Here is a 16,262-nt window from a genome sequence, read left to right as displayed (position 1 = left end):
CTTAGATGACCTCGCCGAGTTGGTAGTCGTTGCGGGTTTCGCGGTGTATTTGTTCCAGCCCGTTGGTGGGGCTGTAGTCGGCGTTGATCACAACAACTTTCAGTTGTTGGTCGTATGTGCCGAGGTAGCGGCCGTAGTAGGGCAGCGGGATCAGGTATTGACTGCCGAGTAGCCGACCGGCGCGCGGGTCATCGACGGAGTTGAGCGCGGCGGCATAGTGGTCGCGGTCCTCGGCGAGGATGGCTTCGACACCATCGAACAGTTCGTCGAACTTATCGGCCAATTGTGCACGGGAGTTGTCGAAGGGGAGTGAGAAGCTGAGGAAATCTTCGGCGAACCGGTTACGATGGTGGCGCACCTGGTCTGTCCATCGCTGACCCCATTCGGTCTGGTAGAGCTGGTCGAGCCAGGTCCCGAGGGTTTGTTCGTCGAGGACGGCGCCGTCGTTTGCGGTGAGGATGTCCATGGTGAGTTCGGTGGGTTCGCGCTCGTAGACACCATCGGCCCACTCGTCGGCTCCCGCACGCCTTGTGCCGTAGCTGGGGGCGTGAACGACGACGTCGCAGGGTGGACGGTTGCCGGTGCGGTTGATCCGACCGAATCGTTGGATCAATGCCTCCAACGGTGCCCCGGAGGTGTGCAGAGCGTCGAAGGACACATCGAGAGACACTTCGACAACCTGCGTCGCGACCACCAATCCCGGCTGATGAGGGAGACCTGCGCCATATCGGTGCCGTATTCGGGTTTCGATGGCGGCGCGGTCCATAGTTTTGAATCGGGAGTGCAGCAGCAGCGCGGCATCTTCGCCGTACAGGCCCTGTGCGATCGGGGCAAGGGCTGTGTGGATCTCGCGTGCGTGGGCGACGTTGTTGGCGACGACGAGCACCGATTGCCCGTCGTGGAGTCTGGCCGCGACCTCGGTCAGTGCTTGCTCGCCGGTGAGGTGTGTCTCGCGTAGGGCCAGTCGGTGCCGTCGTGGCCAGGACTGGTTGTCGGCGTCGATCGGTGTGAGTGTGGTTGGTTCGGTGGCCTCGTTGAGCAGGGTGATCAGCGGTTGGGGCAGGGTGGCCGAGACGATGGCGACTCGTCCGCCGATGCGGGTCCAGAAATTGGTCATCGCCAGCACCATGCCGAGCCGCTGAGGCTCGTAGGCGTGTAGTTCATCGAGGATGAACACCGAGTTGGCGGCGTCGACGAGTGTGGACGCACACGCAGGCCCGGCTAGCGCACCCCGCAGCAGCTGGTACGGGGTGCCGACACGGACGAGTTCACGAAACAATCGCGTCGCTGCGGCTCGAGAGACGGCTTGCTGGGCGGCGTCGGCGAGATCCTCACTGGCACACAGTGATCGGTTCAGGTGGTAGGAGGCTGCTTTGGAGTGCACGACCCCGACCGCGTCGCTGTCGCCGAGCAGGCGTGCGAGCCGGTCGACCATCGCGTTGATCGAGGCCAGATACGGCAGCAGATAGAACACTCTCGGCTCGCCGCCGCGGTCGGTGCGGATCTGTTCGACCTGAGCCGCGGCCCACAGCAGAGCGGCTTCGGTCTTGCCCGACCCAGTCGGGGTGCGCAGCAGTAGGTGCCCAACGACCGCGTGAGCATCGCGCTGATGCTCACGGATCGGTTTTCCGGCGGTCTCCATACCGGTGACCAGTCCGAGTGCGAACACAGCGTTGATGGGTTGGTCGGTCAGTAGCTGTCCGTGGGCTGAGGACACGTGGTCGGCGAAGGTCACAGCACCTTGCAGCAGCACTGCGGTGAGGCAGTGGTGGGGGTCGATGTACTCCTCGTCCCACTGCTCCCGCAGCGCTTCGAACAATTCGCAGCCGACTTTGGCGATATCGGTTCCTGCATCAGGGATATCGGCGACCAGATGTGTGGAGTGCAGCACCCGGGCTAACCAGTTCCGTAGCTGAGCCTGCGCGGTTGGGTCGATGTCTCCGAACCGCGCCGCGAAGCTCACCGGGTCCGGATCGAGATAGGTCGAGAAGATCGCCCGCCCGGCCGGTCCGGTCAATGGGCGGTGGTGGGTCAGGACTCCCAGACCTACCCAGAGCTGGTCGCCGTCCGGCCACAACGCCAGCAGGTCCGCGACGAACCCGAGGGAGAACACCTCATGGCGTTGCCCCCAGACCGGCCCCCGACGCGCGGCGACCATCAACTGAAAACCCTGCGGCACCTTGCCCGCATCATGCAACAGCGCCGCTGTTTTCACCCACGTCCAAAACCGTTCGGGCACAACAGACAACGCGCCGACACGGTCGTGCAGCCGTTGCGCGCTCACCAGGGTCGCGGACAGGTGATCGGTCAATGCCTCCCCATCAGGGAACCCGGAATGCGGGCTCTTTGCACGCAGGCTTCGCAGCTCACTCATCGCTATGCCCGGCTGCGGAAATAAGCGGGATGTACATCATCGATCAACGCGACCGCCTGACCGGTGGGATCGGCTTCCGAAACCGAGGTGCACACTCCGGTGTCGATAACCTGATCGGACCCGGTACCGGCGTATCGGTAACCGTCCCAACGGGTTCGGGCGCGATCGATGCTGACCGCGGTCGGCAACCGCAGCAGCATCCCGGCCCGCGTGAGCGAGTCCGGAACGATGGCGAATCCTTGGCGGCCCGCACCCTCGACCAGCTCGACCTGTCGGGACCGTGCGGCAGCAAGGTCCTGGCTGCGCCCCAGCCGCAGCGGCCACACTGGCCGCCGCAGTGCGCGCTCCCAGAAGTCCAGATCATCGACCAACCACACCCTTAGCACGGCTCGGGCCATGAAGTCCCGATCCTTCGGTGTGGGGGATGTGCGGCGGCCACGGCCATCGAGAGGGTGGTAGGTCTCCAGATCGACACCTTCTCCCTCAGCGGTGAACGCCGCAGCGAAGCGCAGGCTTGGTGATACCTGATCCCAGCCACCGGCCACGGCGGCCAACATTCCGGCCACGGTCGCTGGCGGCGGACATGGCAATCCGACCTGTACCCCCGCATACAAGGGGTTCCGGAACGACACCACATCGGCGGTGACGGTCACCTCGAGCGCACGGGTCACCGCAGTGGGTCCTCGAACCATTCGTCGTGCTCGCCCGCTTCGAATCGTTTGGCCAAGCCCCGCAACACAGTCCGTGGATGATCAATGATCACATCTCCGGCCGTGATCAGGTCATCGAGTTCGTCGCGTACCCGCTCTCGTTGATCGGCCAGGAACCCTGGTGCCCAACCCACCTGGACCGGACCGTCGAGTTCGTCGGACCACGCAGCGATCTCCTGGCGTAGCACCTCTGCGTCGAACACGGTCTCCAGATGCGGATAGCCGTGGTCCTCACGGACCGCGCGAGCTGCCAGCACCCGGGTGAAGGGGTTGTTGCCGCCCTTGAGCGGTGCCAGCAGCACCAACGCCGGGGATCGTTCACCGTAGTGCAGCGCACGTTTGGCGCCACCGCGTACCTCGGCCAACGTATTCAACAGCACGGCGACCCGGCGGCGGCGCTGCTCGATCGGCAGCCCGATGCTGTCGAGCCCTCGGAACGTAGTCCGTTGCGCGCCTGCCGATTCGGCTTCCTGGGCTGCGGTGTCGGTGAGGTTGCGGCGCAGCCCACTGCCCTGCAGCTGGAAAACCCCGACACGGGGCAGGTCGACCAGGATATCGGCTGCCAGTTCCGCCGAATAATGCTCGTGCTCATGGATCACCGGATTCTCATCCGGGCCGAACCCGCGACTCATGGTCCCGAAATCCCGTGTCGGGTTGCGCGGCACCACCGACACCAGCGTGCCCGTCGCAAGCACCGTATCCCGTTGGTAACTACCGTCTTTCAACGCGACCATGTAGCCGAACAGATCGTCGTCGAGATACAGGTCCGGGCGCCCGGCGGTGTAGGCCTGCTGATTGGCTTTCGAACCCGACCGTGTCACCGGCGACACTGCCACCTCGGCGGGCAGGCTGTCGCGTACCCACCGGCGAAATGCCTGCGCCGACACATACGGATGGCGGTTGCGGCCGACCCACATCTGTTTGACTTCACCGATGTTGTTTTCCCCGCGTGCGTTGTTCGGTGCGCCTGCGGTGATGTCCAGGGCGATCTTGCCCACGAGGTAGCTCATTGGTTCTCCTCCACAAGGATGGTGTCGTCCTGGTCGTCGCGGTCGGCTGGGGTGCCTGCGAGCCACCCGGTCTTCGCTAAGTGCTCAAGCACCGAAACGAACAACAGGTCGCGATGGAAACGGACGCGGTCACCGGGTTCGAACAGCAACCGCCACTGCTCGGTCGTGACCAGTGCCTCGGACACGTCGTGGCTCAGCGTCCACGCGGTGGCTTGACGTTTGAGCCACGCCTGCAACCTGACCGGTTCGGAGTGGACGTGCTCGAACTCCTTGAGGGTGCCGCGTTGTGGGTGCTTGCGTAGCAACTCCCCGATCCGGTCACCGAGTTGGACGATTTGATCGACTTCGCGCTGCGGCACGTCGAGCACCTCTCTGATGAAAGACTGATACAAACCGGCGAGCTCGATCGTTTCCGGCGCGGGCGCGCCCAGCGCGTCGGTGAGCCGAGCCAGATACGACACCGCGGTCCCCGCCAAACGTTCGGGACGATGAAAAGCGTTGTACGCCAACCGGACCGAACCTGCAGTCTTCGGCGTGTGGTGAGCGCGAATCAGGTACCGGAACCCGGTACCGAGCGTGGCGGGTTGCAGGGTCGCGCGCAGCCACTCGGCCAATGGCTGCTCGATGCTGTGCACATCAAGGGTTTGTTGCTTGTTGGAGTTGCTGAACACATACAGCTCGACTCCTGCGCGGATCCGATGCTCGTAGGTTCGCAGCGCTCGTAGCGCTTCCACTTCGCGGGAGTACGCACCGGCGCTGGCGTCGGTGCTCGCCAGTTGCGCTTGCTGCTGTGTTCGAAGTACCTGGCGGACAGTCATTTTGGCCAGCACATCATCATCCCAGCTATGCAACCCCGCTGCTTTGCCGCCGCGGATCGAACACCCGTATGGAAGAGCGTAAAAGCTGGTCAAACAGCCAACACACAACGCCATCCCATCATGACCCGGAACCGTGGTATTGCGGTGTTCGATACTGGCCGCCAGCGGGATATCGACCTTGCCGTAGAACCCACACGCAGCCTGTCCGCACAACACACACGGCACCGCCAGGACTGATGTTGGGCACTCACGCCACTGCTTGATCTGATCGCGCCGCTGCGCAATGGACAGCGATTTGCGGTTGGTCGGATTCATCTTCGAGTTCGGCCACAATAGATAACTCGCCGACAGCCAGAACGACCGTGGCGCCTTCGTATCAACCAACTCCGCAGTCGCCACAACATCCGCGGTCATCCGGTCACGCGCTACCTCGATTTCCTCAGCCGACAACGACTCTGGCGAACGGCGGCGATCCTTCACCCCAGCCAGCGCGGCAACCGCGTACGCACCGACCCGCTGCAGCGGGTGCGCCGTCAACTGCACCTCCGCGACGGCCGGGACCTGTGCGGTGTTCACGCCGCCACCCACCCGAACCCTGCCGCGTTCGCCTGCCCGAGCCCCCAATCACGAATCACATTGAGAACTTCAGGTTTTCCACGAAGAACCACCTCGACCGGCGCACCCGGTTTCAGGCCGTCACCCACAGCGAATGACCGCTTCGGGCCCACCCAGCTGATCTGCTCCAGAGCCACTTCCGGTGCCAAATCCAAGGTCTCGGCCTTCCGGCGCAAATTCTGCTCGAAGTAGTGATGAAACTCCGGCTCCGTGGGAAGCACCCACGCCTGCCGAGTCGTACGCTCCCCATCGCCGTCGCGACCCGAACCCTTCATCACCACCGGGGTTCGCGTCCGCAACCGCGCCGTTTCGTCGTCGGCGGCGGTCTCCACCAACGCGATCTCATGAACGCGCAAAGCGACACCGCCCCAATCGATCAGCTGCCGCCCGGACAACGCGACCGACCACGCCGCGATCACCTCGGGCAGGGGACTACCTAGTTCGAGATAGCCACGCCCGCCCGCGGCATACACGCCGCGCCGCTTGGCGGCCTGCGGGAAAACCGGGCCGGAATAGCCGAAGGGCACCATCCCATGAGGCCCCCAACCATGCTCATGAAGACGACGCGCCAACGCCGGCGCCGCAGCAGTCAGCAACCCGTAGCAAACCGCCCGGCCGGGTTCAAGAACCTTGTCCCACGGCACTTCTCGCGCCGACGTCGACACCCCAACTCTCAGCCTCACGAAACCTCCATCCCCTGAACGTGACGCAGCATCGGCCACCGTACCGGCACCCACCGACAGACCGCCGCCGATTCCATAACCAACCGGCAGTTCGTTTAGTGCCCGCACGCCACATCGGAGTCCGGCACCGCACGGATCGCGCGCGATGAATTGCCAACCCTCGCAGGGCGATGAGGACAGGTATGGGAGACCTATAAGTGGCGCACCGAGATCGCGTTGTCAACCCTCGCAGGGGCGATGAGGACTCGACCCAGTCGACCTGTACGCGATGCATGCCACCGTCTTGCCAACCCTCGCGAGGGCGATGAGGACCACCAGCACGCACCATGGTGGCTCGACACGGCGCAGCGCGTTGTCAACCCCCGCAGGGGCGATGAGGACGCGAACGCTTCCGGCGGCGTGGGCGCGATCACGATCATGTTGCCAACCCTCGCAGGGGCGATGAGGACCGCGGAGGTAGCGATTTGCACCCCGGCGTTGATCAGGTTGCCAACCCTCGCAGGGGCGATGAGGACGATGCTCGAGGAGTTCGCCCGCCTGGTGCACAACGGGTTGCCAACCCTCGGAGGGGCGATGAGGACCGGGTCAACACCGCTGTCGCGGCCGCCACCTACTCGTTGCCAACCCTCGTAGGGGCGATGAGGACTTGCTGGCCACGGTCGCGGTCAACCAGGCCCGCTACCGGTTGCCAACCCTCGCAGGGGCGATGAGGACCGGCGATCATGCCGAACACCACGGCTAACCGAGGTTTCAAGCTGTCAACCCTCGCAGGGGCGATGAGGACAAGCTGCGGGGGAAGCGTTTCGATGGCCGTTGACTACGAGTTGCCACCCCTCGCAGGGGCGATGAGGACGCGGTGTCGACCGACCGGCACTGCGTCATGTTCTGCACGTTGCCAACCCTCGCAGGGGCGATGAGGACGAGGCTGCTGAGCTGTTGGCGATGCTCGGCTTGACGTTGCCAACCCTCGCAGGGGCGATGAGGACGTGACCCCGACACCGCCCCGATTCTGACCGTGACCACGTTGCCAACCCTCGCAGGGGCGATGAGGACTTGGGCCTCGGCGTCGGCCTGACCGGTTTTGTCGCGTTGCCAACCCTCGCAGGGGCGATGAGGACCTTGAGTTCGGCGTCGACCAGCTGTGAGATGAAGCGTTGCCAACCCTCGCAGGGGCGATGAGGACCCCAGAGTAAAGACACTGATTAGACCGGTTCGGCGGGGGCTGCCAGATGCTGGATTTGCAGTGGAACTCCGGTAGTGCAGATCAGTGCGGCGTGTCGCTGATCGATAGTTGCCCACGGGCTCCAGCGTGGCTGGTGCTAGCCCGAAAGTCGCTCCGATGTTGTTGATCTGCAGTATCTTTCATCGATAAGGGTGCCCGCGACAATGCTGTTCGCTCGGTGTGACGGGGTGACTCCGATCGAGCGGACCCAGGAAGCCGTTGGCCGCGGTCTCGACGATGGGAGTTGTCGGGGAGGAGTTAGTCGTGGCCGGTTCGGCATGGCCCGTTGGCACGTTGATGGCCCGGTTGACCGTGGAATCAGGCCGGGATCTGCTCGGTTTGGCGCATCCGCGGAGGATTCGAGCAGGTACGGTTTTAATCAGTCAGGGCGATGGGCGAAACCATGTTCTGCTCTTGCGTTCTCATGATCCGGCCCGTTCGGCGTGCGTGAAGATCACCGCTGCCTCCCGTAGCGGCCAGCAGGGCTTGCTCGGCATCAGGGTCAGCGGCGACGTTGTCGGTGAACTCGCGGCATTGCGCGGCACGCCGCGGATGGCAACTGTGACCACCTGCACCGACACGGTGATACACACCATCGCGCACCGCGACTTCCTCAATTTCCTCAATACCCGTGCTGACGCATGGGAGGCACTGTGCCGGATGGTCGCGGATCGGCTGGACTGGGCAAACCGCCGCCGCCTCGACTTCGCTGGATACGAGGTACCGATCCGATTGGCCCGGGTTCTGCTCGAACTGGCCGAACGGCACGGCAGCGCGGTTGCGGGCGGATACGAACTCGGAGTACGGCTTTCACAGACCGAACTTGGCGCGCTCATCGGAGCCCGCGAGGACACCATCACCTCGGCTATGCGGCAGTTGCGCGCGAAAGGATTGGTGAAGACGGCGTACCGCGCCGTCACGATCACTGACCTCGAGCAGTTGCGCGGCTTCGCCGACGATTTGTGAACTTCTCAGCAGAGTCCGGATTAATACGGGGTCTTGATATTCGAACGATGTCACGCTCGAACTGCTCACAGGAGCGTCGCTGGCGAATCATCCTCCGGCGCATTGGTCGACGAAAGGACGGCGGTCTTGGCCAGGAATACGGAATTCAGTCGGCGGCTGTTGTTGTCGGTGGACGCGGTCGGTTACGGGGCCGGTGACGATCAACGCCATCGAACGATCCAGTCCGGTCTGCTCACGGTGCTGGAGCGCGCGGCCACTCAGGTGGGACTGGATCGGTCTGCATGGGCGAAGCAGCAGGCGGGGGACGGGGAGTTGGCGATCCTGCCGCCTGATCAGTCCGATCGGGAGCCTGTGGTCGTCGACGACTTCGTCCGGGAGTTGAACGCAGCGCTCGCCGAGCACAATGAAGACCTCCAAGACAAGGCGCGGCTACGACTGCGCCTGGCCATACATTTCGGTGCTGCGGCACCGGCGGACAACGGGTTCGCCGGCAAAGGCGTTGTCGTCGTATCCCGGTTGGTCGAGTCTGCGCAGATCAAAAGTGCGCTAGGCGTGGTACACGCCGCCGATCTGGCGGTAATTCTCTCCGCGCAGGTCTACCGCGATGTGATTGTCCCGAGGTACACCTCACTCGCCAAGACGTCGTTTCGCGAAGTGTTGGTTCGGAACAAGGAGTACGCCGAATCGGCGTACTTGTTCCTGCCGGGGTATGACATATCAACCATCGAGCTCCCGGCGCCGGAGGACGACGACCACCCCGGCACCGCTGAGACCCCGGCCGAGACTGGTAAGCGCGACCCCCAAGCAGCCACTGGCAGTCGGCAAGCCACCGTTTCGACGACGATCAACGGCGATGTCAACAACTCACACGGTGTGATCGGCATGGTGTGGAATCAGTGATGACCGACTCCGACGACAAGGCTCCGGGAGCCGCTTCCGGTCCAGCGCAAAGTGACGGCAAGCCTGCCGGTTCCGAGAATCCGCAGCCTCCCCTGAAGGTGGCGAACAGTGAGGATCTCGCCGAGCGGCAGTCGGGCCACGACTCACCCGAATCGGTTGCGACCACAGAAACGAACGACCACTCCGCCGACAGCCCACCGGAGCACGATTCGGAACGAAGCTCGGGAAAGCGAACGGTCTACTTCACCCAAACCATCAACGGAACAGTCCATGCCGCTGGTGCTCGGTTCGGAATCTCGGACGCACCGGAAACCCTCGGCCCATTGACGGGAAAGCTCAACGCCTCCGATATCGCAAACTTGACGGTTGGATATGTCCGGCCCGAACCCTTCGGTACTGCATTCAAGGCTTTGGAGCAGGTACACGCCATCGTGCTCGAAGGGCCTTCGGGCACAGGAAAGCGAGCCGGTGCGACGATGTTGCTGCATGAGCTCGCGACCGGTCCTTTGGAGTCACTGCCGCCCACGACGTCCATCGAGAAGCTTGCCACGTATCAGTACAAGGCGGGGCAAGGCTACCTGGTCACCGACAGCCACTACACTGAACTGAACCGCCCCGATCTTCTTGCCGCTTCCTTCCTTGAGGAGGATGTTGGCCATGCCCAAGCAGTATCCGATCGAGCAGCGTGAGCGTGCGGTGAAGATGGTGCTGGACCGACTCGACGGTTATCCGTCGGTGTATGCCGCCTGCCAAGCGCTCGCCGTGAAACTTGGAGTCCATGCTGAAACGCTGCGGGTGTGGGTGAAGCAGGCACAGGTCGATACCGGGAAGGCGCCCGGAGTGACGACCGCTGAGCAGGCGCGGATCAAGGAACTCGAACGGGAGAACCGAGATCTGAAGGAGGCCAACGAGATTCTGAAAGCGGCCTCGATTTTCTTCGCGCGGGAGCTCGACCCGCGACGCCGTTGATCTGCCAGTTCATCGATACCGAACGTGCAAAGGGGCACCGGGTCGAGTCGATTCTGGGTGTACTGCGAGAGCAGGGCATGCAGATCGCCGGGCGCACGTACCGGAACTGGAAAACCACCGGACCGTCGGCGCGGACGGTCACCGACGCGCATCTCACCGATGCGTTACGGGCTACCTCGGGCACGCCGGAGGGCATGTACGGCAGCCGCAAGATGGCCCGGCATCTGCGTCGCCAGGGCCATGAGGTATCGGTGGACACCATCGGGCGGCTCATGCGCGATGAAGGCATGTCCGGTGTGGTCCGCGGCGGCAGAGTCCGGACCACGATCGCTGGGAAGGGCCACGATCATCGCCGTGCACCGGACCTACTCGACCGCGACTTCACTGCCGTCGAGCCAAATCGCAAGTGGGTCACCGACTTTACCTACGTGCCTACCTGGCTGGGGTTCGTCTACGTGGCGTTCGTGATCGACTGTTTCTCCCGCGCGATCTTGGGCTGGCACGCGGCCACGGTCAAGGACACCGCGATGGTCACCAGCGCGCTGCGGATGGCGTTGTGGCGACGCGATCACGACGGCCACGCTGTCGCTGACGGTCTGATCCACCACAGCGACGCCGGATCCCAATACACGGCTATCTCGTTCGCTGACACCCTTGCGGCCGAAGGGATTTCAGCGTCGATAGGCAGTATCGGCGATGCCTACGACAACGCACTGTCCGAATCGACGATCGGGCTCTACAAGACCGAAGCCCTCGCCAAGGACAGCCCGTTCCTCACCGGGCCGCTACGTTCGCTCGACGACGTCGAGTTCGCGACGATGGAATGGGTCGACTGGTACAACAATCGGAGGTTGCACAGCCTGATCGGGTATCTCCCACCCGCCGAATACGAAGCCCTCTACTACGCTCAACAACAGCCATCCCAGCCGGTGATGACTCAACCATGAAGCCGGCAAGAAACTCGGGGCGGTTCAAACACCGGATCGACTCCGAGCATGAATGGCATGCGGTCCGTGATCAGGTCTATGACGCCGGTGCATGGTTGGTGATCACCAGTCCGGCGACCACCGGACGAGACTCCGAATTCGTTCCCAGAGTGCAATGGCAGCGCCCCGAGACCCATGCTGCTATCAGGACTTGGCTCGGGCTGACCGATATCACCGATGCCGAGTTCGACGCGAAACTAGCCGAGATCGAGTCACACCTGCCGTCCGAATTCGCTCTCTCCGAACTGCGGCAGGTCGTGACAATGGTCGGCAAAGGAGTCGACCCGGCAGATGCGCGCCAGGTGTTCAAGGAAGGCGCTCGTCAGAGGGTGGCCGAATGGTTCGATGCGAACGACGAGCGCTCGCGACGAAGCCTTATGACCGTCACTGCCGCGGCCTTTCTCGGCCATTGCAGCCAGCGCACATTCGAATCGTGCCTGATCGAATTGGAGCACCGCGTCGCGCGTGCCGAGCCGGCGGCGGACGGTGAGATCGAGCCGCCGTCGGAGCGCGCCGACCTGATCCCAGAGCTTCGCAGCGCCATGGTCGACGACAAGAGCCTATTGCGTCTGAAGCCGGTCGAATCGGGCATCACTGCGAGGTCCGTCGTCGCGTTTCGAGAGGACTCGTATCGAGAGCACGTCATCACCGAGTTGTGGCGGAGAATGGATGTCATCTTTTGGAACACGGTGCGTGATTGGCTGTGCGATATCCTCTCCCGTTCCTCCGATGACGAGGCCCTGCACGAGCAAACGATAGCGCAGGCCCTGCTGGAGTTGGCGAGTATTGCGTTCGACGAAGTTGCTGAGGCCTACCTGGAGCCTTGGTCACGAGGTGAGCATGGATTGGCCTGCCGAGATATGGCGATCTTCGTGCTCTGGGATATGTGTGCGGGCAAGGTATTTGCCCCCGCGGCGTTGCAGATCGCAGCACGCTGGGGGGAATCGGGCACTGTCCTCCAGAAGTGGACGGCAGCATACGCGCTGAGCGGCGTACTCGGATTCAGCTATCCCGAGGAAGCGACTCGACAGCTGTGGCGATTGATTATTCGAAGCGGCAACCGCGACGCAGAGGAACGATGCGCCGAACTGGCTGAGCTGTTCGCACGGTTAGCGACGCGGTCTCCGCAGGCGGATGCGGTGCTGATCTTCCTCAAGCGCAAGCATGGCGACGCGAGGCTCGGCCCGAGGGGCCGATTGCTGGTGGAATTCGCGATTACCCAGGTACTCATAATCCAGGACGATGTGACGGGGTGGTCCGCCATATTCAGTCACCTCGACAACGTTCCGAACCAAGAGGGTTTCGTCGCACAATTATGGGCCATCGCTCTGCGCCGCAGTGACTTTCGTCGCCGAGCGCTCGATGCGCTGCTCGACGGGCTACGCGATTTGACCGAGATCTCCGCGGAACCGGAGCAGACTACCCGTGCCCTCGCTGCCGCGTTCGCACAGGCTTTGCCACCGCGGGAATGTCGGTCGCTTACGCACAACCTGACGGCCCGACACCGGCAGCGCACCGCTGCAGCCACGAAACAGCGCGCCATCCGGCGCACCACGAGGTCCAAGAAGGCAGCTCAAAGCGAAATCCGTGTCGCTGAGCTGGTGCGAATCCTATTGGCCCCCTTAGCAATCGACCACCCGAACTGAAGGCAATACGATGCGCTATCCGATTCTCGATCAGCGGCACCTCGACGTTGTTCCCCGACGGGGGCTACGCAGAAGAGTGCGTGAACTCAAGGACTTACCGAGGCCGAGTGCGCACGAGGTGCTGGTCTATCGCGTCAACGGTGAATTCATCGTCGACACTGGAGGTTTCAAAGCAACGCACAGTCAGGTGGTCGAGGCATCGCATGTCAGCCTGGTCGACATCAGCCTGCACGCACCGGTTGTCGTCGAAATAGTGATCCCGGCCGCCGGCGCAACAACGTTCACCGTCCAGGTGACGTTCGAGTGCACCGTCACAGACCCCGCACTGGTCGTGCGGCACGGCCGAGCAGACGCCCGATCCTTCCTCGAGAGCTATCTGCGTGCCAACCATCAGGTCTTAGGGCTCGCCCAGGGCCATACCCTCGCCGAGATCAACACGGTGCGGCAGAAACTCAACAGGTGGCTCCTAGACGAGGCCGAGCGCAATCCACCGGTCGAACCGGGACTGGAGATCAGGATGTCAAGCATCGAAGTGCTGATGCCGGCCGAGTTGGCGGTTTTCGAGCGGCAGCGTCGGGAACTGTGGCAATCAACCGTACTGGATGCCGAACGCGCCGACCTTACCCATTCGCTGGTAAGCAAACTTGAGGACCAGCATCATGGAATGCAGGAGGCGCGCCAGCAACGCGAGCAAAAACTATCCGCTGAACTGCACCGCTTCCACCTGCACGAGGTCGAGAAGCATTTCGAGAAAATCGGCGCAGGCCCCCAATTCGCTCTCTATCTGGCACTGATCCGTGGGGAACTCACCTCGGTCGAGTTCGCGAACCGCTTGCAGGGCGAGTCGGATCGTGAGGATACCCGTCGCCAGGAAGCAGCGAAACACGCAGTGACCGAATACGTCAGCGTGCTCAAGGAGTGGTTCAACCGAGGCGGAGCCGACTACGCGAATGTCGATCCGGACAAGCTCGACGGCTTGCTCAACCGGCTGATCGATGACACAACAGCAGCGATTCATGAGCTGCCACTTGCCGAGCGGCTCAAAGAGATCCAGGCAGGACCGTCCGATCACGGAGACGACGATGCGGACTGAACTCGACGAAGGGAATGAGGTAGGTCCGATGCGGCAATCAATATCCGAACGATGGCACACCGCGTTCCGGCGGACGACCAGGAACCGAGATGGACTCGAAAGTTCCTGGAAGACACTGGATCTGGTCCTCTCACTGATCAAGCACGCCGAGACCAAAGCGATTGCGACACTCGCCGCAGCCGGAGTGCTCGGCCAAATACTGTTCGCCCTGGTCCAACCACAATCCGGGAAAATACACACCGCGGTGCTCGTCCTCGCGTGTGTCTGTGCCGTCTTTGTCACTGGGGCCGGGACCTGCGCGGTGTGCGTGCTGTGGCCACGGCTCAAATCCGGCGACCCGACGCTCAACCTGCTCTACTTTGGAGATCTTGCGGCGGACCGTCGTCTCACACGTGACCGGTACGTCCGGGCGATATCGGAGCTGAGTCGGCGGCCCGACGACATCGTGGAGCACGTGGCGGCGCAGGTCTGGGCGAATTCGGAAGTGGCGCAGCGCAAATATCGGTTTGCCAATATCGCGGTTGGTTGTCTGCTCGCCGCGGTGCTGGCGCTGGCGATTACGGCGCTCATGTATGTGGTGCTGGCTCAGTCATAGCCCAGACAGTCCGTGATCTCCTCTTTGAGGGCGGATACGACCATCGGCTCGAGCACGAGTCAGCTCGTTTGATGTGACAGGACTGTGCATCGCCGCTACTCCGCAGTGGCAACTTCCTCGCTGACCTCGCGCCGTCGAGATTAGTGGCGCACTAGATCGATGTTTGTGAACCCTCGCAGGGGCGATGAGGACCCGCCGCGCCTGCGACGAGGCCGAGCTGATCGACGCGTTGCAATCCCTCGCAGGGGCGATGAGGACCGCCGAGCGCATACACATCACGCGCCAACTGATGCAGGTTGCCAACCCTCGCAGGGGCGATGAGGACCCGAAATCGCGGCACAGATCTCGGTGATGACCAACGAGTTGCCAACCCTCGCAGGGGCGATGAGGACGCGGCACCGGCAACGGACCTTGAACGGACGGGTTACGTTGCCAACCCTCGCAGGGGCGATGAGGACGAGTGGTGGCACCTCCGGGGTTCAGCTCAGCACGTCCAGTCGCCAACCCTCGCAGGGGCGATGAGGACAGGTCGGCCCGAACGTCGTGGATGTGTGCCACAAGTTGTTGCCAACCCTCGCAGGGGCGATGAGGACGCGGAACCTCGGCGCTCGCGTCCAGGTAATCGTGAACCGGTTGCCAACCCTCGCAAGGGCGATGAGGACGTGTCTCGGCCGCGTACAAGAACGTCCGCGTCCACACGTTGCCAACCCTCGCAGGGGCGATGAGGACTCGACATGGCAGATGTGTTCTTCGAGCCGATGCTCGAGTTGCCAACCCTCGCAGGGGCGATGAGGACCACCGAGATTCACGGTGATCGCCTGACCGAACGTGTTGCCAACCCTCGCAAGGGCGATGAGGACGCGAGATCGTTGCCGTGGAGCGTCGTCACCGCACGTTGCCAACCCTCGCAGGGGCGATGAGGACGCGGACACCAGAAGCGCCACGGACCTGGGCGCCGCGTTGCCAACCCTCGCAGGGGCGATGAGGACAGGGCATCCCGTGCCGAGAGCGCGGGGGGTCGCTCATGTTGCCAACCCTCGCAGGGGCGATGAGGACCCGCTGGCCGTACTCCAATCGCTGCCAGATGGTCGGGTTGCCAACCCTCGCAGGGGCGATGAGGACCTGGCCGACCTCGACCATCTCCGACAGCAACGCGGCGTTGCCAACCTTCGCAGGGGCGATGAGGACCCTCAAGACGTGCGAGTCGTCGGCCCCGGACGACTTGTTGCCAACCCTCGCAGGGGCGATGAGGACGGGGTGGGTGCATCGGCTACGGACAGCAGGTCTACCGGTTGCCAACCCTCGCAGGGGCGATGAGGACACCTGTGTCACCGACGGCGGCCGTGCCGGATCCATCACGTTGCCAACCCTCGCAGGGGCGATGAGGACACCCCACAGTAAAGCCGCTGGTGAGTGCCCCTCCTGTCACGGTACTCAGATGTCTGATTGCAGCGGACCTCCGGTAGTGCGCAGGAGTACGGTGTGTCGCTGATCGATCTTGGTCGAGATCGGAGCGCGGGCCTGACGCAATCCCCTTCCACGGGGGTCTTGCGCGTACAGGCGAACCGGCTGTCGTCTGGCATCGACACACCCGAACGCTACGCTTTGAATCGATTGAGTAGCACGGTGGTTGCCCTCCTGTGTGGATCAAAAGCGGGGTGGGTATCGATCGGAG

12 protein-coding genes and 2 CRISPR repeat arrays are annotated in these 16,262 nt (G+C 63.2%); of the genes, 7 read left to right on the top strand and 5 right to left on the bottom strand.

Going from position 1 to position 16,262, the window contains the following annotated elements; genetic code table 11:
• Position 1: 1 nt before the first annotated feature.
• From cas3 to ACQP2D_RS22925, 5 genes are read right to left on the bottom strand one after another with little or no spacing between them, the layout of a single operon-like run.
• On the bottom strand, positions 2-2,374 hold the full coding sequence (gene cas3 / locus ACQP2D_RS22945) for a CRISPR-associated helicase Cas3' (protein ID WP_433677962.1): 2,373 nt from the start codon (positions 2,372-2,374) through the stop codon (positions 2-4).
• 2 nt (positions 2,375-2,376) lie between these two features.
• On the bottom strand, positions 2,377-3,045 hold the full coding sequence (cas5, locus tag ACQP2D_RS22940) for a CRISPR-associated protein Cas5 (protein ID WP_433677961.1): 669 nt from the start codon (positions 3,043-3,045) through the stop codon (positions 2,377-2,379).
• Entirely contained in the window at positions 3,042-4,094 is a 1,053-nt protein-coding gene (gene cas7i, locus ACQP2D_RS22935; protein ID WP_433677960.1) for a type I-B CRISPR-associated protein Cas7/Cst2/DevR, read from the bottom strand. Before cas7i ends, cas5 begins: the two co-directional genes overlap by 4 nt.
• Entirely contained in the window at positions 4,091-5,455 is a 1,365-nt protein-coding gene (locus ACQP2D_RS22930) for a hypothetical protein (protein ID WP_433677959.1), read from the bottom strand. Before ACQP2D_RS22930 ends, cas7i begins: the two co-directional genes overlap by 4 nt.
• Before the next feature lie 29 nt (positions 5,456-5,484).
• On the bottom strand, positions 5,485-6,171 hold the full coding sequence (locus ACQP2D_RS22925) for a CRISPR-associated endoribonuclease Cas6 (RefSeq protein ID WP_433677958.1): 687 nt from the start codon (positions 6,169-6,171) through the stop codon (positions 5,485-5,487).
• 254 nt (positions 6,172-6,425) lie between these two features.
• Positions 6,426-7,393: direct repeats of the CRISPR family, unit length 30 nt; unit sequence GTTGCCAACCCTCGCAGGGGCGATGAGGAC.
• Between the two features lie 303 nt (positions 7,394-7,696).
• Between ACQP2D_RS22925 and ACQP2D_RS22920 the strand changes: the two genes are divergently transcribed.
• The 7 genes from ACQP2D_RS22920 to ACQP2D_RS22890 all read left to right on the top strand — a co-directional run bounded on the left by ACQP2D_RS22920 (position 7,697) and on the right by ACQP2D_RS22890 (position 14,587).
• Positions 7,697-8,398, top strand: a complete 702-nt coding sequence (locus ACQP2D_RS22920) for a Crp/Fnr family transcriptional regulator (RefSeq protein ID WP_433677957.1) — start codon at positions 7,697-7,699, stop codon at positions 8,396-8,398.
• Positions 8,399-8,524: 126 nt separating this feature from the next.
• Complete coding sequence (locus ACQP2D_RS22915; RefSeq protein WP_433677956.1) at positions 8,525-9,298, top strand: hypothetical protein; 774 nt, start codon at positions 8,525-8,527, stop codon at positions 9,296-9,298.
• Complete coding sequence (locus ACQP2D_RS22910) at positions 9,298-9,987, top strand: hypothetical protein (protein ID WP_433677955.1); 690 nt, start codon at positions 9,298-9,300, stop codon at positions 9,985-9,987. Before ACQP2D_RS22915 ends, ACQP2D_RS22910 begins: the two co-directional genes overlap by 1 nt.
• Positions 9,956-11,214 (top strand): IS3 family transposase gene (locus ACQP2D_RS22905; protein ID WP_433677954.1). Its coding sequence is split into 2 segments (ribosomal slippage): positions 9,956-10,229 and positions 10,229-11,214, totalling 1,260 coding nucleotides; the frame shifts between segments, so codons are not numbered across the junction. Before ACQP2D_RS22910 ends, ACQP2D_RS22905 begins: the two co-directional genes overlap by 32 nt.
• The gene (locus ACQP2D_RS22900; RefSeq protein WP_433677953.1) at positions 11,211-12,899 is read left to right on the top strand and encodes a hypothetical protein; all 1,689 of its coding nucleotides are present in this window, start codon (positions 11,211-11,213) and stop codon (positions 12,897-12,899) included. Before ACQP2D_RS22905 ends, ACQP2D_RS22900 begins: the two co-directional genes overlap by 4 nt.
• A 10-nt stretch (positions 12,900-12,909) precedes the next feature.
• A complete protein-coding gene (locus ACQP2D_RS22895; protein WP_433677952.1) occupies positions 12,910-13,992 on the top strand; it encodes a hypothetical protein in 1,083 nt (360 codons plus the stop codon).
• Positions 13,982-14,587 (top strand): Pycsar system effector family protein, encoded by a 606-nt coding sequence (locus tag ACQP2D_RS22890; RefSeq protein ID WP_433677951.1) that lies wholly within the window; start codon positions 13,982-13,984, stop codon positions 14,585-14,587. The genes ACQP2D_RS22895 and ACQP2D_RS22890 overlap by 11 nt, the downstream gene beginning before the upstream one ends.
• 162 nt (positions 14,588-14,749) lie before the next feature.
• A CRISPR array of direct repeats spans positions 14,750-15,976; the repeat unit is 30 nt; unit sequence GTTGCCAACCCTCGCAGGGGCGATGAGGAC.
• Positions 15,977-16,262: the final 286 nt, after the last annotated feature.

Source organism: Nocardia sp. CA-119907 (assembly GCF_050955995.1).
Taxonomy (GTDB): domain Bacteria; phylum Actinomycetota; class Actinomycetes; order Mycobacteriales; family Mycobacteriaceae; genus Nocardia.
The sequence above is the reverse complement of the archived record's forward strand: the minus strand, read 5'-3'. Positions and strand labels throughout refer to the sequence as shown.